At 64.0% G+C, this 21,629-nt stretch carries 19 protein-coding genes and 1 other annotated feature; of the genes, 4 read left to right on the top strand and 15 right to left on the bottom strand.

Annotated elements, in window-relative coordinates:
- Nucleotides 1–3 precede the first annotated feature (3 nt).
- The 14 genes from H629_RS0103325 to H629_RS0103260 all read right to left on the bottom strand — a co-directional run bounded on the left by H629_RS0103325 (nt 4) and on the right by H629_RS0103260 (nt 13,679).
- Entirely contained in the window at nt 4–696 is a 693-nt protein-coding gene (locus H629_RS0103325) for a hypothetical protein (protein WP_024355936.1), read from the bottom strand.
- 78 nt (nt 697–774) lie between these two features.
- Complete coding sequence (locus H629_RS0103320; protein WP_024355935.1) at nt 775–1,851, bottom strand: ParB N-terminal domain-containing protein; 1,077 nt, start codon at nt 1,849–1,851, stop codon at nt 775–777.
- Nucleotides 1,848–2,717 (bottom strand): hypothetical protein, encoded by an 870-nt coding sequence (locus H629_RS0103315; protein WP_024355934.1) that lies wholly within the window; start codon nt 2,715–2,717, stop codon nt 1,848–1,850. Before H629_RS0103315 ends, H629_RS0103320 begins: the two co-directional genes overlap by 4 nt.
- Nucleotides 2,718–3,226: 509 nt before the next feature.
- On the bottom strand, nt 3,227–3,910 hold the full coding sequence (locus tag H629_RS0103305; protein ID WP_205547987.1) for a DUF2637 domain-containing protein: 684 nt from the start codon (nt 3,908–3,910) through the stop codon (nt 3,227–3,229).
- A complete protein-coding gene (locus H629_RS0103300; RefSeq protein ID WP_024355931.1) occupies nt 3,907–4,815 on the bottom strand; it encodes a bifunctional DNA primase/polymerase in 909 nt (302 codons plus the stop codon). The genes H629_RS0103305 and H629_RS0103300 overlap by 4 nt, the downstream gene beginning before the upstream one ends.
- Nucleotides 4,815–5,897 (bottom strand): ArdC-like ssDNA-binding domain-containing protein, encoded by a 1,083-nt coding sequence (locus tag H629_RS0103295; RefSeq protein ID WP_024355930.1) that lies wholly within the window; start codon nt 5,895–5,897, stop codon nt 4,815–4,817. Before H629_RS0103295 ends, H629_RS0103300 begins: the two co-directional genes overlap by 1 nt.
- A 226-nt stretch (nt 5,898–6,123) precedes the next feature.
- A complete protein-coding gene (locus tag H629_RS14730) occupies nt 6,124–7,014 on the bottom strand; it encodes a helix-turn-helix transcriptional regulator (protein ID WP_076623895.1) in 891 nt (296 codons plus the stop codon).
- 5 nt (nt 7,015–7,019) lie between these two features.
- Complete coding sequence (locus tag H629_RS0103290; protein ID WP_029746528.1) at nt 7,020–8,282, bottom strand: MFS transporter; 1,263 nt, start codon at nt 8,280–8,282, stop codon at nt 7,020–7,022.
- Nucleotides 8,279–9,934 carry an ABC-F family ATP-binding cassette domain-containing protein gene (locus H629_RS0103285; RefSeq protein ID WP_024355927.1) on the bottom strand — a complete coding sequence of 552 codons (1,656 nt, stop codon included), beginning with the start codon at nt 9,932–9,934 and terminating at the stop codon, nt 8,279–8,281. Before H629_RS0103285 ends, H629_RS0103290 begins: the two co-directional genes overlap by 4 nt.
- A 202-nt stretch (nt 9,935–10,136) precedes the next feature.
- Entirely contained in the window at nt 10,137–10,712 is a 576-nt protein-coding gene (locus tag H629_RS14425) for a TetR family transcriptional regulator (protein WP_084705335.1), read from the bottom strand.
- 199 nt (nt 10,713–10,911) lie between these two features.
- On the bottom strand, nt 10,912–11,247 hold the full coding sequence (locus tag H629_RS0103275; RefSeq protein WP_024355925.1) for an integrase core domain-containing protein: 336 nt from the start codon (nt 11,245–11,247) through the stop codon (nt 10,912–10,914).
- The gene (locus tag H629_RS0103270; protein WP_420835245.1) at nt 11,228–12,577 is read right to left on the bottom strand and encodes an IS30 family transposase; all 1,350 of its coding nucleotides are present in this window, start codon (nt 12,575–12,577) and stop codon (nt 11,228–11,230) included. The genes H629_RS0103275 and H629_RS0103270 overlap by 20 nt, the downstream gene beginning before the upstream one ends.
- Nucleotides 12,517–13,350, bottom strand: a complete 834-nt coding sequence (locus H629_RS15075; RefSeq protein WP_152485630.1) for a DDE-type integrase/transposase/recombinase — start codon at nt 13,348–13,350, stop codon at nt 12,517–12,519. The genes H629_RS0103270 and H629_RS15075 overlap by 61 nt, the downstream gene beginning before the upstream one ends.
- Nucleotides 13,261–13,392: a sequence feature (AL1L pseudoknot), on the bottom strand. Its footprint overlaps the gene before it by 90 nt.
- A complete protein-coding gene (locus H629_RS0103260) occupies nt 13,347–13,679 on the bottom strand; it encodes a transposase (protein WP_024355923.1) in 333 nt (110 codons plus the stop codon). (Overlaps the previous feature by 46 nt.) Before H629_RS0103260 ends, H629_RS15075 begins: the two co-directional genes overlap by 4 nt.
- Nucleotides 13,680–13,778: 99 nt before the next feature.
- Here H629_RS0103260 and H629_RS15775 point away from each other — a divergent pair, with 99 nt between their 5' ends.
- On the top strand, nt 13,779–14,003 hold the full coding sequence (locus H629_RS15775; RefSeq protein ID WP_076623888.1) for an ABC transporter ATP-binding protein: 225 nt from the start codon (nt 13,779–13,781) through the stop codon (nt 14,001–14,003).
- Here the strand turns inward: H629_RS15775 and H629_RS14715 are convergent.
- On the bottom strand, nt 13,952–15,148 hold the full coding sequence (locus tag H629_RS14715) for a DNA cytosine methyltransferase (RefSeq protein ID WP_076623885.1): 1,197 nt from the start codon (nt 15,146–15,148) through the stop codon (nt 13,952–13,954). The genes H629_RS15775 and H629_RS14715 overlap by 52 nt on opposite strands.
- A 289-nt stretch (nt 15,149–15,437) precedes the next feature.
- Between H629_RS14715 and mobF the strand changes: the two genes are divergently transcribed.
- The 3 genes from mobF (at nt 15,438) to H629_RS15070 (ending at nt 21,550) form a co-directional block, all read left to right on the top strand.
- Nucleotides 15,438–18,974 carry a MobF family relaxase gene (mobF, locus tag H629_RS0103250; RefSeq protein WP_036084271.1) on the top strand — a complete coding sequence of 1,179 codons (3,537 nt, stop codon included), beginning with the start codon at nt 15,438–15,440 and terminating at the stop codon, nt 18,972–18,974.
- A gap of 153 nt (nt 18,975–19,127) precedes the next feature.
- Complete coding sequence (locus tag H629_RS0103245) at nt 19,128–19,484, top strand: hypothetical protein (RefSeq protein WP_024355920.1); 357 nt, start codon at nt 19,128–19,130, stop codon at nt 19,482–19,484.
- Between the two features lie 1,397 nt (nt 19,485–20,881).
- Nucleotides 20,882–21,550, top strand: a complete 669-nt coding sequence (locus H629_RS15070; RefSeq protein ID WP_152485629.1) for a hypothetical protein — start codon at nt 20,882–20,884, stop codon at nt 21,548–21,550.
- The last annotated feature ends 79 nt before the right edge of the window (nt 21,551–21,629 follow it).

Here is a 21,629-nt window from a genome sequence, read left to right as displayed (position 1 = left end):
TGGTCACCGCAGCGGGTTGTCGAGCTGCGACAACCGCAACAAGAGACAGGTGCCGGTGGCCGGATCAGCGGGCGGCGGTGCAGAGGTTTGTTCGGGGGTGCAGGTGAGGAACACGGTGAACGCGACCTGGTGCGTTGCCGTTACGGGGTCGGTGCCCCAGTAGCCGGTGCGGTGGCGGGTGCCAGTGATCGTGTACGCGACCGTACCGTCAGGAATCTGCCCCGGCGCCGCCTGCGCCACCGCGTCCTCCCACGCGGTGGGGATTTCGATGGTGTCGATGGTGATCCACTGCCGGGTTTGGTGGGTGCGGAGCTGCGCCCATGCTTCCGGCGTCGGCAGGTAGGCACGGACATCGGATGCTGCGGCGTCGGCTTCGGTGTCGGTGGTGACATCGGCGAGCATCTGCGCGTAATCGGCAGGCCCATACCCGCTGGTCGTATCCCACACGAACAGCGCCTCCGCGACCGCTGCCGCGAACTCCTCCGGCCCGCCGAGCGCGACCACAGGTTCCGGTTCTGCCGGGACGAGTGCCGGGCTCGTGGCCGTCGGGCCGTCCGTCGGAGTACGTTCAGCGGGTTCGGTGGTTTGGGGTCCGCGGATGAGTCCGTAGAGGCCGACGCCGATGAGGACGAGCAGGATGAGGCCGCCGGCAATGGTAGCGATGAGTACGGTGCGGCGGCGAGCGGTGGGGTCCATCCTGGTGTCCTTCCCGACGAGATTCGGATCACCAGACAGGTGCACCACGGCACTCAGAGGCAGGGAAACGGCGGAGGGTCAGGCTGTTTCGCGGCGCATGTTTCGTGCAGTGCGGGCGGTATCCAGGAAAGCGACCGTCGCGGTGACGGCGGCCTCGAATACCGCCCACTGCTCACCCGATAAGGCCGGGCCGATGGCTTCGGGGTGGTAGCGTTCGGTCCAGGTGGAGAGTTCATCCCAGAGGTAGACGAACGACCGCACAGGTAGGAACTCCCGGGGCTGCTCCTCAACCGCGTGGAGCCGTGCTGAGGCGAGCTGGGCGGGGCGCTTCTTCGTCGCCGTTCTCGCGCGCTCGACAGCGAGTTCCGCGAGACGTTCCAGGTCGGTCGGTCGTGCCGTGTCTTCAAGCTCCCGGAGACGCGCAGCTCCTGCGGCTGCGGTGTCGCGGATGCCTACCGGTTGTGCAGGGTCGCTGGCGAGGGCGTCGAGTTCGGCGAGGGCTTGCGCGGCGCGGATGCGATGCCGGGCTCCGGTGATTGACCCGCCCGCGTCAATCCGGTCAAGTTCCTCCCGCGCCCGCTGTCGTACGTCATCGGGCTGGCCGGGGTCAGCGGCGAGGCGTTGCAGTTCGTTGATGCGCTCCATCGACGTGTACGCGTTGCGGCCTGTGACCATGATCGCGGCCTGCTCGCGGGTCTTCCCGATACTCCCGGCTGACGGTGGGGCCACCGTGGCCCCACCGTGTGACCTGGGGTTTTCTTGTTTCGAGGTGAACCGTGACGCTTCCTGTCGACCTGCCGCGTCCTCGACCAGCAGGGCTTTCAGTTCGGCGTAGAGAGTAGCTTCTTCGGTGCGGGTGAGCGGCTTGTGGAGGAGGTTGTCGTCTTGCTCGGCGAGGAGTTGCCCGAGGTGGCTGGAGATGCCGGAGCGCACCCACACATTCACCGTCTTCCATCCGAGCCGGCGGATCGCGGCCAAACGTCTGGCGCCGCAGATCAGCATCCCGTCCGGGGTGATCGTGATCGGCTGCAATAGCCCATCCCGCGCGATCGACTCCACCAAGGGATCGAGGTCGCCGTAGTCTTCACGGTGGCGGCGACCGACCCAGATCGACTCGACGGCCCGTTCCAGCTCAATATGCCCCGGCTCGCTCATGATCGGCCCCGCATCACCCCGGGCGCGGCAACCGTGACGGCGACCGCGAGGTCAACATCGGCGAGCAGGTGCCGGAGTGATTCGCCAATCAGGAGACGCAGCAACACGCCACGGCTCGCATTCGTGCCGGTGAGACTTGCGTCCGGTGATCCGAGGATGATGCGCAGCAGCCGGTACCAGGACGGGGCGGGGATATCGAGCAGGGCTCGGGCGTGCCGATCGCGTCGGAGCGATTCATATGCCCCTGCTCGTGAAACGGATTCTGCGAGACGGGCGCAGACGCACTCGACCGCGGCACGGGCGAGTTCTGGTTCCCACCCGTACCAGCACAGCAGCGCGATCGTGTCCTCGACCGCCGACTCCACGCCTGTCGCCCCTGACACTTCCACCTCGTCGTCGGCGTCATCCTCGCCATCACTTGCGAAAGGGTCGGCGCGGAATGCAGGGTGGTAGTCGGTGAGAGGGTTTTCGCGGTCGGAGAAGCGTTCGGCGTCATGGAAACTCGAGTACCTGGGTCTGCGCGCCTGATGCACGGAGCACAAGAGTCCGTTGGCACGGTTTTCTGCGATGCAGGTGATCTGCACGGCGCGGGTGACGACCGCCCACGGATCATCCGCCCGCCGCACCGAGGCCGTGCGCATCGCCTCAAACGCCGCGGTCGCTGCCTCCCACGGGTCGAGGTCGTGCTTGCGTGCGAGGGCGCCGTATTTCTGGGCGGCGTGCTGCATAAGTGCCGCCGCCTCGGGGTCCGTCCGCCAGGCATCGGGGCCCGCAGTGTTGAGACGGGTGAGGAGTTCGCGGAGTCGTTCTGAGTTCTCAAACCCACGCCCGCGAGGGTCGCGGCGTGGAGTGTTTCGTTGTGGCATAGTGGCACCTCCTGACAGGAAGGTGCGCACCGGCTCCCCACCGACCCCGTCGCGCCACTGTCGTCTGCACATGGCGACTCACCCCAGCCCGATCCCGGACGGCCGCACCCACGACGACGAGCGGGGCCGATCCTGCGGCTCGAACACATCGAACGACTCGAACACCGCAGGCCCCGCAGCTACAGCTCGGTCCGCTCGGCGATCCCGGATGTCACGGGCACGGTCACGGGTCATCCGGTAGGTCTGACCCGGCGCGCGGCGGGCACGGTGCGCGAGCTCTGTCTGAAAGTTGATGCCGCGGCCCGCGAACCTGGCGGTACTCGACGCGATCAGATCAGTCGGACGCACCCACGCGATCCCGCGCCCCACCCGCGAACCAGGGTCAGTAGCAGTTCCTGTGAGGGAGGGGTCGCGGTGCACGGCGAACGCCGATCGCTCCGCCTCCCCACCCTCAACCATCTCGGGCCGTGTCTCCGGTAGTTCCGTGCGGCTCGTCTCTGCGTTCTCGTTCACGAGGTCTTCTCCTTGCTAATAGCCGGGGTGAACCAACGGCCGACGGTGGAGGGGTGCACGCCCAGGTGCCGGGCGATCTGCTTGTTCGACCACCCCTCCACCTCCCGCAAGTGAGTCGCCTCCGCCCGCCGCTCGCTCACCGACACCACCGGCAACTCCACTGCGTGCGCCTGCTCAACTTCCGGCACGACGACCGGCCCCGAGGAAGTGGTGGCTTCGACCGGAGCATCCTCGATCGCATTCACGCCTGCGTCCGGTGTGGTGGTGCGGGTGAGGATGACGGTGAGGTGCGTGATCGACAGCAGCACCAGCGGCGGGATCGCCGCAACCGACGCAGCCAGGAGGCTGGGAACATCGGTGTCGGCGGCGATGATCGCATGGATCGCATTCGCCGTTACCGACACCACTGCCCCCGCTGCAAGGAGCGTCCAGGGGTACCACGTCGGGCGGGACTGGCTGGCGAGGGCGACGACGGCGACGGTCGCGACGACGATGATGCCGTCCACGATCAGCGGCCACGCCCACGCCTGACCCGCATCGATCCCAGACCGTCGGGCAAGATCGGCAAGTGCCGTGAAGGACAGCCAGAACGCGCCGGCTGCGATGAACACGGTGCCGGTGATCGCTGTCACCACCGCCAACCGGCGACCCCGGGGCGAGACCGTTTCGGTGGTGCTCATGAGATCACCCGCCCTGGCGATCCGCGCACCACACGCCGCTCATCCTCCACGGGTTCTACGGATGTGCGGGGCGCGAGGTGGGTGGTGCGGTAGGCGGAGCGGATCGTCGCCATGATCTCCCGCGGCCCCAGTCCCGCGTGCTCCGCCGCAGGGCCCAGGGCGTCGAGGGTTGCGTCGAGTGGGGTGCCGGATTCTGCGAGTCGGCACGCGGCCCAGAACAGGCCCCGGTTCCGCTCACCCTCACCACGCCCCGCCACCCAGCCGGCGAGCACCTTCGCATCCGACCCCCGCCGCTCAAACCGAGCAGCACGCGCACGGTCGATAGAGATCGGAGTGCGCGGGTCCAGAAACTCGCGCAGCCGCACCGCATCCACTGGCACCGGGGTATCACCTGATGCGACGATCAGCCGATACGGTGCCCGCACCCCGCCGGGGCGCAGCACCTTCGACGGCGGCGCGATGATGTAGCCGCCGTCACCACGGAAATCAACATGCGCCCGCGCGGCCTGCCAGGACGACTGCGCACGGTCAGGGTTCACCGGGTAGTAAGCGTGGAGGCCACCGGAGGGGGTGCGCACGAGCGCAGCCCACCCCGCGGCATGGCCTTGACGGTGCGCTTCGCGGAAAGCAGGAAATCCGGTGCCAGTCGGATGCACGTCGACATCGACAACCTCCACCCCGGACACGGCACCGGTGGGGATGCCGATGTTCGCGGACGGCCACCTTGACCACCATTCCGCGACTTGCGCCGGATCAGCGGTGGCATCATGAAACCCGCGGAGCACCAAAGGGCGTTTCTCACCAGGCACACATGGGAACATCGGCACCCCCGCCGCAGCGAACCGCGCCGCTGCCTCCGAGAGCGGCATCCCGCCGACTTCGGTGAACAGATCGACGGCACCCATCACAGGCTCCTCACCGACAACGCCACCGCGCGGCGCGGTCCCTCCGCCAACGGATCAGCAGTCGCCTCGACCACCGGATCGGAGCGTTTGTTCGCTGGGGCGTCCCGGGTGAGGCCAGGAGGGTCACCGTTGCCGATCTGCACGGTGGGGAGCTGATCAAGAATGCTAGCTGCGGTTTTTCGGACTCGTTCGCCGGTGGCCTGGACGACTTCGACCGGAGACTTCTCCGGCACTGTCGCCGCCCACCCCGACACATACGGGACCGTGTAGTCGCTGGTGTCCATGCCGTGCGCTGCGGCGACCATCAGTGCCACCGAATCCGCCTCCACCTCACCAATCCCGCGATGCCCCGTCGCATCCACGTTGTCCGGCCCGTGCAGCAGCACATGGGCGAGCTCGTGCACGAGAGTCTTCACCTGTGCCGCCTCGGGCATGTTCTCCCGAACCGCCACCGACCGCGCACCGAAGTCAGTGAGACCGTTTGCACCGTGGATCATGCCCTCATGCGGCACCCGCAACACGCTGAAACCCTCCGCCTCCACGAGACGTGCGATGCCCTCCCACAGCCCGTCGGGCGCTTCGCCTTCCAGCAGCCGCGGTGATGGCGGCGCGGGAATCGGGTCGCCGGCAGTTTGGGAGACATCCCAGACGTAGGCGGGGCGGACGCCGACCATGCGGGAGCGCACTGCCTCACCCGGTTTCGGTTTCTCGAACCGGCCGAGCCTGCGCCACGACTCCGCCACCTTCGGCGTGAACGACGCGAACCGGCCCGTCACAGGGGCGAGGATCATGTACCCCGACTGGCCCCTTGAGACTTGCCGGCCAAGTGCCTGCCACTGCTTGAAGCCCGCCACATATGACGGCACCGGTTCCGGCACCCGGCCCGACTCGAACGCCGCCTGATGCTGCACGAAGATCAGCAGCGTGTTGTTGAACGACCGGGCACGGAACCGAGCCGCGAACTCCAACGCTCGTTTCCAATCCTCGCCCGATACCAACGACTCCACCGCGCCAGTGAGCTGTTCGTGCAGGGCGTCGAGTTTCGCATCCCGCGCCGCCCGCGCCTCCTCGACCGTTGTCATTGCATCCTCCTCCCGCAGACACCCACACACGACGGGTGACCTCTGCGACCAGAAGGTGCGCGAAGGAGCTCAGGAAACGCAATCGAGACGGACGACGGACATTAAAGTGTGCGACCGCCAGGTGCATCACTGAACCCGACGTGGTCAGACTTGGTCTATCGCATAAGCGGTGATCCCACTGAGCCACTCTGTAAGTACGATCGTTTCGCCGTGCGGGATTGCGTGTTCACTCCGGGTACGGTTGCGAGTTTCGGCTCTGCTCGAATCGTCGGTACTCACTTGGTGAACGCCCAACATACCGACGAAACTGACGGGCAGCGAAGTCAGGATCACGCCACCCCACCGTGAAAGAAATCTCTGCGATCGGCATAGCCGTGTCTCTCAGCAGCTGCGCCATTCTGAGCGTTCGGAGTGTCGTCAAGTATGCAAGCGGTGGTTTCCCAAAGGCTTCTGAAAACACCCGTCGCAGCTGTGATTCTGAGAGGTACACCGCCTCAGCAAGTTCAGAGGCTAACCAGCGGCGCGAGAGATCAGAGGCGAGCAGGCCCGAAACATGTAGGGCTTCGCGACGCGCAGGCCGGACGGCGCCGACAGGTTCAGTCTCCATGTTGTGGTAAGTAAAGACGACGTCGAGGATTGCGGAAAGCAACGATTGCGCCCGGTGAAAGCGGTCTGACGACAACCCGTCGAGACTCAACGCAACAAGGTTGTCCAGCCAAGGCGCGAGCATTTCCGTTCGATGTTCGCCAATCCGAAGAAGTTGAGCAGGCTTGACATACTCCAGTTCGTAAAAGGTTCTTGCCTCCAGCCGGTCGGTGAACTTGGCGGCATGTTGCCAGAACACTTGGTCGATAACGTAGTCGAGATCAAGGCAGATCGTTGTCACGGTCACGAAGCCTTCCGGTTCATAGCCGAACATGGCATTTGACCCCAATGTGATGACGTCTCCAACGTTCGCCTGTTGCACACCCAGCTCGTTGTGCAACAGAACCGATCCGGCACGCACGAAGATCAGCCTCGCGCAGTCTTCTGCGGAGATCGGGCCAGCGGTACGAAAAGTTCGGCTTCGAGCCACTAAAGGCTCGAAGCCGAACGTCCGGGATATTCCCAGAGCCATCGAGGTCAGTCTGCGTCTAGTGGTTGACTGTCCTCGGTCTGGCGCATGCGCCCGGCCAGCAATGCGATCAACGCGAGAGCTGGCGGAATGACTCCCGCAATCACAAAGATGATGGGGATGGGAACCAACAGTGAGAGCGGCCCTGCGATGGCGATTGAGACCGGCATGAACGCGATCGAAACGAAGAAGTCGAGGCTGGCGACTCGGCCGATCATGTCGAGCGGCACCAACCGTTGCAGCAATGTTCCCCACACGACAACGCCAGCCCCGGTGAGTGCACCGACGACAAAGAGCGCGGAGAGCATGAGGATCAAATTGTCGGCAACGCCAATGACCACAAGAGGTAGTGTTCCTCCACCCCAGCACAGGATCATAAACGTCAAGTACCGACGAGGAAGCTTCAACGACGACACGATCAGCGAACCGACAGCCCCACCTATCCCATAGGCGGCCAGAAGGAACCCGAAAGTAGCTTCAGCATCCTCGAATCGGTCGCGGGTGAGGAACGGGAGGAGAACTTCGATCGGGCCTTGGACAATGAGCGCAAGCGAAGACCCGAAGATCAGCGTCCAAAGCAACCAGCGTGTACGAGCCACGTAGGCAACCCCCGCACGAAGGTCACCCCAGACGCTCGGGCGATCCTCGGGAGGAGTGGGCTCAGTGTGTTCGTCACGACGGCTAAGAAACAACGTGATGACGAAAGCAATCGCGTACGAAGCCGCGACGATGACCGCTCCGATAGCGGGGAAGAACATACCGACGATGACTCCACCGAGGGCCGGGCCCAGCCCTTGCCCCATCGATGGACGGAGCGCCCCTTCGAGCCCATTCGCGGCCAGGAGTTGCTCCGGCGGAAGGACCACAGGTAGGTAAGCGCTGTACGCAGGGTAGAAAAAGGCGCTCCCGGCACCCATCGCGAACGAGGCTGCGGCGACGTGCCAAAGTTCGATATTCCCGGTGAGCGACAGGACCGCCACGGCGGTCATGATCGCGGCCGTTGAGCCCTGCACTGTAATGAGAATCCGCCGTTTGGAGAACCGGTCTGCGACAACCCCACCGAGAACGGAGAACGCAAACAGGCCAAGACTCATTCCGGTTGCAACCGCCGACAAGGCAAGTGGGCTGTCATCGAGTGCGAGTACTTGGAAGACCATGACGATCGTCCACATACCGGTCCCGAATACCTCGATGCCGACGGCGGCAAACAGGAGACGGTAATCACGTGATGCCAATGGGCGGAGTGCGCGTAGCTTGATGGTGTTGCTCATACCAGTGCCTCGCCTTCAGCCATCGCCATCAGATGTACATGAGGCCATTGGGCGACATCGCGCAGGAGTTGCCGATCGTGGGTCGACAGTACGACGGCCGCTTGGGTAGCCCCGAGTGCCTCGGTGAGTTCGTCAACGAGCGCGATGGAGAGGTGGTTGGTGGGCTCGTCTAGTAGTAGCACGTGCGGGCGTGCCGCGAGTACGAGCGCCAGATCGAGGCGTCGTTGTTGACCCATCGACAGTTCACCCACTCGTTTGCCTGCCTCGCGCGATCGCAGCAGTCCAAGTTGACCGAGACCGACCGCCTCAGATGATTGAAGCGTTCCTTGACCGACGAGTTCGTCGAGGTGTCGGGCGTATACCTCGTTCGCCCGGCGATCAGGCGGCAGCATCGTCTCCTGACGAAGAAAACCCAAACGCGTGCCACGGGATGTCCGCACTGTTCCCGTATCTGGCAGTAGTTCGCCCGCCGCGATACTCAGGAGCGTCGACTTTCCGGCCCCGTTCGAGCCGGTGACCACGAGCCTGCCGCGGTGCGAGAGTTCGAACGACACTGGCTGCGCTAACCGCCCGGCAAGGCTCACGTTGTCGACGTTTAGTAGCACCGCCCCTTTTCGTGTGGGCAGGTCGGGGAACTGGAAGAGCTGCGGTGGTTCAGGTACCGTCACCGCGTGTGCTTCGAGTGCTTCCTGGCGTCGGTGCACGCTCTGCACCAGCCCGCCCGCGCGCGTCGCGCGGCCGTGCTTCGGTGACCCCTTCTCCGGTCGCCAACCCGATACGAGTCGGTTCTGTGCAGCGCTGAGACTGTCCTGCAGCCGGGCTTGCTCCTGCTGCTGGCGGTCGTACTCCTGCTCCCAGCGTTCCCGCTCGGCCACGCGCCCTTCTCGGTATCCCGCGTACCCGTTGCCGTAGATGCGGGGGCGATCATCAGGTGTCGGATCGAGGTCGACCACCGTCTCCGCAATGTCAGAGAGCAGCGCGCGATCGTGGCTGACGATGACGACACCACCGTTGCGCGTGCGGAGTTGCATGGTCAAGAAATCAAGTCCGCTGCGGTCGAGGTGATTGGTGGGCTCGTCCAGCAGTAAGAAATCATCTTCAGCCCCCAACAGGCAGGCCAACCGCACTCGATATCGCTGCCCCACAGACAGATCAGCGAGCAACCGCGTCATGTCGGTTTCGGCGTCGAGTGCTTCGAGCGCGATTTGTACCCGGCGCTCGGCATCCCAAGCGTCGAGCGCTTCCGCATCTTCCAAGGCCGCAGCGTACTGCTCTGCGGCCTCGCTACTCCCTTCCGCGAGAGCGGCAGCGGCGTCGTCGAGTGTGGCCAGCGCTGCGAGCGGTTCGGCGATGGCCTCCGCGACGGCCTGCCCAACGGTTCGGTTGTCGGTGGAGTCCATCTCTTGTTCAGCGAGCCCGAGCGTGCCGATGCGCTGGATCGTTCCACTATCAGGTACCAGCGTGCCCGCGAGCGCGTGCAGAAGTGTGGTCTTTCCGCGCCCGTTCTCTCCGACGATCGCCACACGGGACGCGGGAGTGACGACGAGATCGACATGGTTGAGCACCGGGGTTACGCCTCGCATTACGGAGACGTCGGAAGCGGTGAGTTGCGCGCGATGGCGCGCCGGATGACGGTTAGTAGGGGTAAGCATTCAAATCCTTCAGCAAGGCGCACCGCGACGAGCCAAACAGCCAGCGGGCACGCAAATGACGGGGACCCTTCCAGGGTCAGAACGAGCGGCCGTCGCTAGCTCGGAGTTGCTCAACGAGCGCGGTAGGCCTACTCAACCGTCACAGGAAATACAAATGCATGCTTCCAGTGTACCCCATAAGGTCGATAGCAGTGCCGACCTCTCAAAGCAGACTGCGAAGCGACGCAAGCCACCGCTGGCGCGTCTCTTCCGGTGATTGTGACCGGCCCGACACCTCAGTAGCGAGAGAGAGGTAAAGCCCCACGAGAATCTGTGGACGCAAGTCAGATGTGTCGGCGGGGTCTATGCCGAGGCGGCGAACGTAGGCATCGCGCAGCCGGATGCTAAGTGACTCATGGAGGTAGGCGAGTTGGCGCTGAACGCGCGCATCGTCGCCAAGCTGATTGCGAATCGCCTGTCGTCGCCTGTCCAGTTCGGTCGTCGGGATCAAGAAGAGTTGCGCAGTCGCCCAGTCAAGCGTCTCGATCGCGTTGAAGTGTGAAGGCGCTGTAAGTACAAGCTCAGCGAGATGCTCTGTGTGATCGTCGCTGAAGAGTGTGAGTTCTTTGTAAGGGAAATAGCGGAAAAAGCTTCGCTGAGATACTCCTGCGCGTTCAACGATGTCTTCGACCTTCGTTTCGTCGTACCCGCGTTCTTCATACAGCTCAATCGCCGCTGTCTGGATCGCGCGGCGCGTAGTGGTCTTGTGTCGCGCACGCGCTCCGGTTTGGTTCGTCATCGCCTCCATTATGGCCGCCATGGGGCATGTTCATCCCTTGTTCACCCTCACGCAAACTGGCATATGTGCCACTTATGCATGATGGATCACATGACCGCTCTTGCCCCGCCGAACTGGCGACCACTTCCTCTTCTCGGCCCGCATGTCTCTCCCAACAACGGGTTGTATTGAATCGGCCTGGGTTCTCTGGAGGGCCGTGTTACGCAGCAGCAGCCTCGCCGCTCCTGCATGATCGATCGTAGTAGATCTCTTCGTACTCGACCGGGGGCACATCGCCGAGGCTGGAGTGGAGCCGCTCAGCGTTGTACCACTGCACCCACGATGCCGTCGCCTGCTCGACCTGCTGCCAAGACTCCCACACGGCCCGTTCGTGCCAGATCACCTCAGCTTTATAGAGCCCGATCGTGGACTCCATCAACGCGTTGTCCAGCGCGTCACCGACCGACCCGATCGACCCGGTAATCCCGGCGTCTTGCAACTCCTCGGTGAACGCCAGCGACGTGTACTGACTGGGTTCAACCGGTCGATGCAACACCGGGTTGTTGAAGCGAGCGTAGCTGCTCCTCGAACACCTCGGCCGGGGTCTTCCAGTCGAGGCTCTTGCGGGGACGGTTGTTCAACGCGAGAGCGACTGCTTCGAGGTCTTCCGCTGACCATCGTGAGAGGTCCGTGCCCTTCGGGAAGTACTGACGCAGCAACCCGTTCGTGTTCTCGTTCGTTGGCCGCTGCCAGGGCGAGTGGGGGTCGGCGAAGAACACCTTCGTGCCCGTCTCGAGCGCGAACTGGGCGTGCGCGGAGAGTTCCTTGCCGCGGTCCCAGGTGAGTGTCTTGCGGAGCTGTTCGGGAAGCTTCGTCATCGACGCGATGAGCGCGGCGTTCATCGCGACAGCGCCGTAGCCGCCCAGCGCGGGACCGTTCTTGACCGGCGGTGTCTCGCCGTAGCCTTCCAGCCGCGGCAGATGCACCAGCAGGGTCGAGCGGCTCTTGCGCTCAACGAGCGTGCCGATCGCGGAGCGGCCCGTGCCGATGATCAAGTCGCCCTCCCAGTGCCCAGGAACCGCGCGGTCCGCGGCCTCCGCGGGACGCTTCGAGAACACGACGTCCGCGGTGACATGCCCTTGCGGTCGGTTCTGTGCTCGAGCCCGTGGCCGCCGGAGTGCGCGGCCGGTTCGCAGGCAGGTGACGAGCTCGCGCCCCAGCGCGCCACGACCCTGGATGAACAGCGACTGGTAGATCGCTTCGTGACTGATGCGCATGGACTCATCATCCGGGAAGTCGACCTTCAGCCGGTGGGAGATCTGCTCCGGGCTCCACGCGGTCGCCCACCGTCGGTCCTGCCGGTGCGGTTTGTTCAGCCCCTTCCATGCCGGCGGTTCAGGCCCAACGACGATGCTGCCGTCGGGCCTGCGGACCTTGCCGGCGAGCCGCTCCTGGACATACTCGCGCAACCTGTCGTTCGTCGCGAGCCTCGCCATCTTCGGACGCTTCGCCGCTTGCTGCGCCTTCCATTGCGCCACCAAGGCCCGGTACTCCGGCTTCCCGCCACGGGTGGCCGCGTTCCGACGCAACTCGCGAGAGACCGTCCCCGGGTCACGGCCGATCCTGCGTGCGATCTCACGCACCCCGATCTGCTTGGCGCGCAGCAGCGCGATCTCCTCGCGCTCCTCGAAGGACAGGTAACGACCGGTGGGCTCGGCCAGTGAGATCGGTGGCATGCCGCCAGCGTGGCGAAACCAGCGGCTCCCGACCGGCACAGACACGCCCACTTTCAGTGCCGCCTCGGCCGTGTTGATGCCCGTCGCGATCAGACGCCAGAACTGCCGCTGCACCGCCCGAGACGGCTCAGGCCGCCCAGGCGAGCGCATCGGCGGCCGCAACGCGCGATCCGCGCGCCACTGGCGTCGAGCCCCTTCAGGAACCTCGCTCGTCTTCGCAGACCAGTACTTCGTCGCCATCGCGCAACACCTCCATGATCAAGGTGTTGCGACGACCAGTTGAATCCGCCCTGAGAGCCCGCGTCGGAGTGGTGCAGCAGCCCGGTCGTCGTGAACTCCACATTCGTGCGCCGACGAGTGAACAGCGACTGCTCGAGCGCGGAGAGCACCAACGTCGTGGTCTTCGCCGTCATGACCCGCCACCCCAGGATCCTGCGGGAGAACACATCGGTGATGAAGCTGACGTAGCAGAACCCTCTCGGGGTCCACACATAGGTGAAGTCCGCGACCCACCACTGATCCGGACGCGACGGCCACGCCCACCGCCGTTGGATGTGATCAGGATGCCGGGCAGCTTTCGCGTCTCCTGTTGTGGTTACCGTGGTGCGCTTGCCGCGCCGGATCCCGCTGACCCCGAGGAGTCGCATCAGGCGTTCGACCTGATCACGGCCGACAGTACTCCCCGCTCGGCGTGCGGCTTTCCAGAGCTTCCTCCGCCCGTAGAGGCGCCGGTTGCGTACCCAGAGATCGAACAACTGGTTCGCGAGGTACGCATCTGAAAGGTCACGATCGCTGAGGCCGAAACCACGGGCCTGGAATGCGTAGAACGTCGACGGGGCGATCTGGACGCCATGCTCACGCAGCACAGCGCAGATCGGCTCGACCCCGAACCGGTCCCGATACTCGCGAATGTACGCGATCACTGTCCGAGTTTGCGGTCGAGCTCCGCTGCCGCGAAAAACGCGGCCGAGGTCTTCAAGATCTCGTTCGCACGCTTGAGCTGCGAGACCTCGCGACGCAACCGGGTGATCTCCTCGTTCGCCGGCTCGGCAGCTGCTGACGCGGGCGGGGTGGTGCCTTCGCCGTGTTCGCGGCGGATCCAGTTTCTCAGGGTCCCGGGATTGATATCGAGGAGCCCACCGATCTCTCGGCGGGCGCCCGCTTGGGAGATACCGCCCTGAGCAATGCGCTCGTCATAGAGTCGGACCGCTCGGGCTTGGGTCTCGGGGTCGTACTTCTTCGGTGCTGGCATGATCTCAATTCTCTCTTTCGTGTTAGATCATGCCCTCCACCAAACCCAGGCCGATTCAACCTGCTGCATCGCAGCACCTTGGAGCACGGAACGGCACTGATGTTCGTCTCGCACGATCTCAGCGTGGTGCGTTCGCTCTGCGAGAGTGTATTGGTGCTGTACCGCGGTGAGGCGTGCGAGCAAGGACCCAGCTCACAAGTCTTGGGAAATCCCCAACACCCGTACACTCGCTCGCTGATTGCGTCGGTCCCAGAACCGGGCCGAACCCTAACTCAACTCCCGGCTACCCCCGTCTCCACCCCGGTTCTATCTACTACAGCTTGATATGGGTTTACCGCTCGATCGGATGACCTCGGTCGATGCTCCTCCAGCCAGGTGTTTAACAAACTGGAGATGGCCGAAACCGCTTGCCTGGGGACGACTCCGTTCCCGAGCGCCGTGATCTGACTATTCGTGGTGAGTTCGTGACGCGCATCAGTCACCCAACCAGACGGTAAACCCATCAACCATTCCACGAATGCCGGTGCGGGCCGCGGGCCAGTCGCGTCGGTCAGGATTGCAGGCGCCGGTGCGGGCCGACCGATGATCTGCGTCCAGTAAGTCACTGGCACGGCGTAACGTCCCCATCGTCGAAGAATTCCTCGATCAACCTCCACAGGCTCTCTGACTCCTCGGAACGTGGGTACCCATTCGGGCCGTGCAAGGCAAGGTCGATGATCTGGTGGCTGAGCGCAATCGTGCCGCGGCGTGCTTTCACCTGTTGCAAGCTCTCGCCCCCGCGAGCTGCGTCGGATGCCAGTGGAGTGCGAAACAGTGCGGTGGGCAAGGATGAAGACCCGGTATCGGGGGTGGGGTGCGCCGACCGCGGAAGCGGGTAGACCGATCCATTGCGCGTCATACCGGAGGTCGGCCAGGTCTCCCAAAACTGCTCCTGCTGCTCGAAGAGGTCGAGCTGTGGTTTCTCCCAGATGCCACGGGTCGCGTTCCATATCGCGAGGGGTTGCACCGTCGGGGGCTGCATTTGCGATGTTGCGTTGCTCATCGTGGACTCCTTCGAAGTTTGCGCGTATAGCTGGTGCAGAAAGCAGCCCGCGGACATTCTCGATCACGACCCAGTCGGGTTGCAGCGCGTCGATCGCTGCCGCCATATGTGCCCAGAGGCCGGAACGGGTGCCGGGCTTCAGACCGGCCATCTTCCCGACGGTCGATACGTCCTGGCAGGGAAACCCGCCACAGAGGATGTCCACTGGCGGCACGGTTTTCCAGTCGATGGCGGTGATATCACCAAGGTTCGGGGCCTCGGGCCAGTGGTGGGAGAAGATGCGGGCGACGGGCTCGTTGATCTCGGAGAACCAGATCGTTCTGGCATTGAAGACTTCTTCGACAGCGAGATCGAGTCCGCCGTAGCCGGAGAACAGCGACCCGACACGCAGCAGAGCGACCCGGTCGGTGAGTGTCTGGTCGGCCACGGGTAAACCTCCTAGAGCGGTGATCCCGGAGCCGTGCTGCTACTCCGAGCTGGTCACCAACCAGGTGCACGAACCGCCCACGCGCCGCCGCTCAGCCGACGCCTCCCACCTCGCTCCAGCACCGTCGGCGCCCAGCGCTGCCGATCCCTCACGGTTCGCTCGAACGGGTTGTCACGCGTCTTGCAAGCGAGGCGCGCCACCGTCCGAAAGTGACCTCAGAAGTCACCGCGCCGCGGGCTGCGGAGCTCACCTTCGGAGTGAGGAGAGGTGGCGGCTGGTGACGGTTTCGATGCGGGTGATGTCCGCCGGTGACGGCTACAAGTACCTTCTGCGTACCGTCGCCACCGGCGACGGTGACCGGGTGCTCTCAACGCCGTTGACGAGGTACTACACGGAGGAAGGCACCCCGCCGGGGCGATGGCTCGGATCAGCCGTCCCCGCGCTCGGCGGTAGAACGATCACCGTCGGCGACGAGGTCTCTGAGTTGCAGCTTCAACGTCTGATTGGACAGGGCCGCGACCCCGTGACACGCCAAGCGCTCGGAAGCCCGTATCGGAAGTATCCGACCGTGACCGAGCGCATTGAGCACCGCACGTTGAGGCTCGACGCAGACCTTCCTGTGACCGAGCGTGCCGACGCGGTCGCCACAATCGCGGCTGAGGAGAGTGCGCGTGGGGTGCGGAAGGCGGTTGCGGGGTTCGATTTCACGTTCTCGGTTCCGAAGTCCGCATCGGTGCTGTGGGCGGTGTCGGACGCGGGGACGCAATCGCTGATTGCGGATGCGCATCACGCGGCGGTTGCGGAAATGGTTGCATTCATCGAACGCGAGGTTGCCGCAACCCGCGTCGGCGCGGCAGGCCGCAACGGGGCGGTTGCGCAGGCCGATGTATCCGGGGTGATCGCGACTGCGTTCGATCACTACGATTCGCGAGCGGGTGACCCGCATCTGCACACGCATGTGGTGATCTCGAACAAGGTGCAGACCGTCCACGACGGCAAATGGCGCTCCCTCGACGGCCGGCCCCTCCACGCCGCCACCGTCGCCCTCTCAGAACTCCACGAAGCCGCGTTCGCCGACCACCTCACCCGCGCGTTCGGCGTCGAGTGGGAAGCCAGAGACATGGGACGTGACCGCAACCCCGCCTGGGCGATCAGCACGGTGCCGGAGAGGTTGGTGGCGGAGTTCTCATCCCGGTCACGGCAGATTAATGAGGGGAAGAACCGGCTCATCGCTGAGTACGTTGCCCGACACGGCAGGCAACCATCGCTTGCGACGGTCATCAAGCTCCGAGCACAAGCAACGTTGGCAACCAGACCGGAGAAGCAGGTTCGTTCGCTCGCTGACCTCACCGGCGAGTGGCGGGAGAGCGCGTCGCACCTGCTCGGTGAAGACGCCACCCACTGGGCACGCACCGTCACCGCGAACGATGCACCGCGACTGCTGCGCGCTGATGATGTGCCCCTGGATGTGATCGACGCTCTGGGCCGCAGTGTGGTTGGAGCAGTCGGTGAGAAGCGGTCGACCTGGCGTAGGTGGAACCTCACCGCCGAGGCTGCCCGCCAGACCATGCCCTACCGGTTCGCCACCACGAGGGATCGCGAAGCCGTAGTCGGAATGGTCGTCGATGCCGCAGAGCGCGCCTCCCTCCAGCTGACTCCGCCCGAGCTCGCATCGAGCCCGGCCGTGTTCCGCCGCTCTGATGACAGCAGCAGGTTCCGGCCGATCGCGTCGACGGTGTACTCATCACCGGAAATCCTCGCGGCAGAAGATCGACTCCTCGAGCGCGCCCGAACCATGACCGCACGCACTGTGCCAATCGAAGTGATCGAGAAGGTCACCCGCCGCCCAGATCGCGACGGCCGACTCCTCGCCGCCGACCAAACCTCAGCGCTCACCGCCGTCGCGGCATCAGGCCGCGCAGTCGATGTGCTGGTCGGCCCCGCCGGCGCTGGGAAGACAACGGCGATGCGAGCTCTGCGCACTGCGTGGGAGCGGGAGCACGGGCGTGGCAGCGTCGTCGGCCTCGCCCCGTCAGCGGTCGCAGCGCAGGTCCTCGCCGAAGACCTCGGTATCAAAACAGAGAACACGGCGAAGTGGTGGAAAGACCACCAGAACGCGGGTGCGTCGTTCCGTAAGGGGCAGCTCGTGATCGTGGACGAAGCCTCCCTCGCCGGCACGCTCTCCATGGATCGCATCACCGAGCACGCAACCGAGATGGGTGCGAAGGTGTTGCTTGTGGGTGATTGGGCGCAACTGCAATCCGTCACCGCAGGCGGCGCGTTCTCCCTCCTCGTCCACGACCGCGACGATGCCCCGGAACTGGTCGACGTGCACCGCTTCGTCAACGAGTGGGAGAAGACGGCCTCGCTTGACCTCCGCCACGGGCGCCCCGAGGCCATCGACACCTACGCCGAACATGGCCGCATCACCGGCGGCGATACCGAGGCGATGATCGACGCCGCCTACATCGCCTGGCGCAACGACACCCTCAACGGTGCTTCGACGGTGTTGATCGCGGACTCCAACGACTCCGTCCACGCTCTGAACCAGCGCGCCCGCGCCGACCTCATCCTCGACGGCACAGTAGATGCCCGTCGCGAAGTCGCCCTCCAAGGCGACGCGCGTGCCGGGGTAGGTGACACGATCATCACCCGGAAGAACGACCGACGCCTCCGCACCCCGCGAGGATGGGTGCGCAACGGTGACCGCTGGACCATTGCCGACATCCGCGACGATGGATCACTCACCGCCCGCCGCGCCGACAGCCGCGGCACCGTGATTCTCCCTGCCGACTACGTCTCCGATCACGTCGATCTGGGTTACTCAGTGACGGCTCATAGGGCGCAAGGCATCACGACCGACACCTCGCATGTCCTTGTTGATCCGTCTACGACCAGGGAGAACCTGTATGTCGCGATGACTCGCGGCAGGCACACGAACCTCGCATATGTCGCCACCGACCTCCCCGACGACAACCACACCACCCCGCACCCGGCGGATGACCCGGATGCGACCGCGCGGAGCGTGCTCTATGGAGTGCTGCAGCACGTCGGCGCGGAACTCTCCGCGCACGAGACGATCATCGCCGAACAGGAGGCCTGGGGGTCGGTGGCGCAGCTCGCGGCGGAGTACGAAACGATCGCGCAAGCCGCCCAACACGACCGCTTCGCCACCCTCATCCGTCAATCCGGCCTCACCCCGGACGAAGCAGAAGACACGATCCACTCCGACGCGTTCGGGGCACTCACCGCCGAACTCCGCAGAGCCGAAGCGAACCACCACAACATCGACGCCCTCATCCCGCGGCTCGTCGCAGCACGCGGCTTCGGCGACGCCGACGACATCGCCTCCGTCATCCACCACCGTCTTACCCGAGCCACCGCCAGACCCGCAGGTTCCGGGCGCACCCGCAAGGCGCCCCGACTGATCTCCGGCCTCATCCCCGAAGCCGCCGGGCCCATGAGCGCCGAGATGCGGAATGCCCTCACGGAGCGACGCGAGCTGATCGAACAACGCGCCGTGGCCGTCCTCGACCACGCCCTCACCGAGCGTCACGAATGGGCGCTCGCACTCGGAAACATGCCGCCTGAGACGAGAGCCGTGGCCACGTGGAAACAGCAGGCGAGAACCGTGGCCGCGTACCGGGACCGCTACGGCATCACCACACGCACGCCGCTCGGCCCGGCACCCGACAGTGACGCACAGAAGATCGACGCCGCACGAGCGAAAGCCGCTCTCGCAAGACTCCGCGACCTCGCTAGTGCCGAACGACACGACGAGCCATCTCGGACTGCGCGGCGCGAGGGCGCGGGCCTGGGCCTGTGACCCATTGCCCTTCCGAATGTCGCCGGTGCGTCGTATCTTGGTAGTTGAGGCGGATTTCTCCTTGATATGACGCTCCTCGGGGCAGGCCGCAAGGCCACTCACACACGCACCGCTTCCGACGATCCGTCGTGCATGTGAGAGGAAACCCCCGTCATGATCCGCGAACTCTGGACCGTCAGCGTCCACACCCGCGCATTCCTGCGCCGCTACATGCCCACCAACATCTTGCTCGACGCCATCCGCACCCGCCGAGGCTTGAAATGGGGTGTACCAGCGATACTCCTCGCCGCGCCCTACCTCCTGGCCGCGAGCACATTCACCACCCTGATCGCAGACGGTGGTCCAGGCTGGCTCAACCTCCTGGTTTTCCTGTGCCTGTGGAACACAATGAAGTTCATCATCATGGGGCCGGTCAGCCTGATCCTGCTGGGTCGCGCACGCCTGCGGGAAGGAGCCGCCGTACGCGCCGAACGAAGAACAATGGCCGAGTCGGCCGAGCAAGCGACCTGACCGGCTCGACTCGCTTCGTGTCCCTGAGACATCGCTGTGATCCTAAAGACCTCCATCTCCACTGCACTGTTGTCGACATCCACGGTAAGATTCAAGAGTTCCCTGTCGTAAACCGCCATTGGAGTCCAATGAACACATCCACGTCGTTGTTCGGACTGCTGGCAGTGGACATGCAGCGTAATGAGCCCGAACCTAGGCCCCGTCCGCAGCCTTCAACGCTGACGCACACAATCGAGACATCTGATCACGGGTTCGGGTTTTCCCCGCTGGTGATGTCTCTGATGGAGAGCTAATGCAGGCAAGAGAAGCCTCCACCTCCTTGTTTGCCGAGTTAGCAAGCTACCCGCAAAGCGGTGTCGATGGTATTCGCGGGACAGCAACGATCACAGAGACGATTGAATCGTCCGATACCGATGAGGCAGTCACGCAGCTCCTCCTAAGTTACGTCGGGCCTCGTTGAGTTCCAGAGCACCCATCCTCATCGGTGAACGTGATGATCCTCATATCGCAGCTGTCGAGGATGCCCTCATAAGATGCGGATATCGCCCACTGATCTTCGACCTTGAGTCAGTCATGAGCGATGGTCTTTCGTTAAGCGATGAAGGTTACGCCGTGAAAATTGACGGCGCTTGGCGCGACCTCACCGATGCGCGATTTGGGTGGTTACGACGTCTTCACCGGGCAGACTGGGGTCTTGGCATCGAAGCAGGCTCACTGAGAGCTTTGGAGCTTGGCACTTGGTATTCGGCGTACTCATGGCTTCTGGACGACTCCAAAGTAAGTTGGATAACAAGCCCAGTGGCACTGCGCAGAGCTGAATCGAAACTCTGGCAATGGAAGGCGGCCGTCAGGCTTGGTATTCCATACCCGAGAACCCTAGTGACGACGAGTAGTGAGGCAGTCGCGACATCCTTCTCGAACGAGGTCATTGTTAAGCCTCTCGGTACGGGCCAGTTCATCCAGGACGGTGAAACAATGACGGTCTACGCCGAGTCGATGATGCCTACAGACATTCGACTTAACGCTCTGAACGCAGCGCCATTCATTGTCCAGGAACGGATACCGGCTGCTAAGCATCTTCGCGTTGTCACCGTCGGCGATCGTAGCTGGGTGGCAACGCTAGATGTTGACCTAACTGCTCCCGCTGACTGGCGGCGGCGTTCACGCAATCATTCTGCGTTCAAAGAAGCCCCTGACGCGAGCTCGATAGCGCCCACAGGCGCGCTGACAATTGCGAGTCATCTCGGACTCGGATACTCGAGCCAAGATTGGGTCCAAACGCCTGATGGCGAGGTGTACCTTCTCGACGTGAACCCATCGGGGCAGTGGCTCTTCCTTCCGGAGCGAGTGGGTACTGCGGTCACTGATGCCCTCGCAGATCTACTCGTGGCGGCCACATGAGAAAGCAGACTTTTCGCGACAAGACAAGACGTACATTCGCCGAAGTTCGCATGGTTGTGAGTACGGCGCTGGGTCTCTTCGCTGGCCGGAGAGTTTGGATGCCAAAAGAAGCGGCACCTAAAACGAAGTGGATAGACGAGTGCCCCAAACGGAACCTTCCCTTGGCGCGCTCGTCCTATGACGAGCGGCTGAAAAGCGAATCAGCGGGCATCGAGGCGGTTCGGCGCCGTGCAGAGTTCGCACTCACAGCAATCATTGCGGCCATCGGACTGAGCACTGCCGCCTTCGAGCGACTCTGGGCCGTTGCCTCGAACTCCACCAGCTTGCTCGTCATCTGGTTGGTCGGCGTTCTCATTGTCGTCATGGCAGTTCTGGTTTTTGCCGGTGTTGCCGTGTCGAACAAAGTCCTTGGAGTTGTCCAGGTAGAAGACTTCATTCACCTTCGTGATCCCCGCCGAGAGGAGCTTCGACAGTACGTTCTGGCAGTGCATACGACGTCGAAGACTCGCCGAGCGATGGTCACGGTCTTCCGTGACGGCTTCTTAATCGCGCTAGTCGGACTAACGCTGCTCGCGATCGCTCACACCGTATCTTGGGCGGTTCCCCTGGACGATGCTCCAACGCCTGTGGATGTCAACATCATAAGTCCTTCGCCCGCACCATAGCTTTGAGCGGCGACACGAAACACCCCACTGCCAGACGTTAGAGAATGACGATTCCCTAGTGATCTCGTCCGGTCAACGT

The organism is Leucobacter chironomi DSM 19883, from assembly GCF_000421845.1.
Taxonomy (GTDB): domain Bacteria; phylum Actinomycetota; class Actinomycetes; order Actinomycetales; family Microbacteriaceae; genus Leucobacter; species Leucobacter chironomi.
This window is presented reverse-complemented; position numbering and strand designations above follow the sequence as displayed.

Excerpts from the sequence above, each read along its gene's own strand:
- H629_RS0103320 (WP_024355935.1), bottom strand. The coding sequence starts at position 1,851 with ATGAGCGAGCCGGGGCATATTGAGCTGGAACGGGCCGTCGAGTCGATC.
- mobF (WP_036084271.1), top strand. The coding sequence starts at position 15,438 with ATGCGGGTGATGTCCGCCGGTGACGGCTACAAGTACCTTCTGCGTACC.
- H629_RS0103270 (WP_420835245.1), bottom strand. The coding sequence starts at position 12,577 with ATGCGCTCGCCTGGGCGGCCTGAGCCGTCTCGGGCGGTGCAGCGGCAG.
- H629_RS0103260 (WP_024355923.1), bottom strand. The coding sequence starts at position 13,679 with ATGCCAGCACCGAAGAAGTACGACCCCGAGACCCAAGCCCGAGCGGTC.
- H629_RS0103325 (WP_024355936.1), bottom strand. The coding sequence starts at position 696 with ATGGACCCCACCGCTCGCCGCCGCACCGTACTCATCGCTACCATTGCC.
- H629_RS14425 (WP_084705335.1), bottom strand. The coding sequence starts at position 10,712 with ATGACGAACCAAACCGGAGCGCGTGCGCGACACAAGACCACTACGCGC.
- H629_RS0103305 (WP_205547987.1), bottom strand. The coding sequence starts at position 3,910 with ATGAGCACCACCGAAACGGTCTCGCCCCGGGGTCGCCGGTTGGCGGTG.
- H629_RS0103315 (WP_024355934.1), bottom strand. The coding sequence starts at position 2,717 with ATGCCACAACGAAACACTCCACGCCGCGACCCTCGCGGGCGTGGGTTT.
- H629_RS15775 (WP_076623888.1), top strand. The coding sequence starts at position 13,779 with ATGTTCGTCTCGCACGATCTCAGCGTGGTGCGTTCGCTCTGCGAGAGT.
- H629_RS0103295 (WP_024355930.1), bottom strand. The coding sequence starts at position 5,897 with ATGACAACGGTCGAGGAGGCGCGGGCGGCGCGGGATGCGAAACTCGAC.
- H629_RS14730 (WP_076623895.1), bottom strand. The coding sequence starts at position 7,014 with ATGGCTCTGGGAATATCCCGGACGTTCGGCTTCGAGCCTTTAGTGGCT.
- H629_RS0103290 (WP_029746528.1), bottom strand. The coding sequence starts at position 8,282 with ATGAGCAACACCATCAAGCTACGCGCACTCCGCCCATTGGCATCACGT.
- H629_RS0103285 (WP_024355927.1), bottom strand. The coding sequence starts at position 9,934 with ATGCTTACCCCTACTAACCGTCATCCGGCGCGCCATCGCGCGCAACTC.
- H629_RS0103300 (WP_024355931.1), bottom strand. The coding sequence starts at position 4,815 with ATGGGTGCCGTCGATCTGTTCACCGAAGTCGGCGGGATGCCGCTCTCG.
- H629_RS0103245 (WP_024355920.1), top strand. The coding sequence starts at position 19,128 with ATGATCCGCGAACTCTGGACCGTCAGCGTCCACACCCGCGCATTCCTG.
- H629_RS15070 (WP_152485629.1), top strand. The coding sequence starts at position 20,882 with ATGAGAAAGCAGACTTTTCGCGACAAGACAAGACGTACATTCGCCGAA.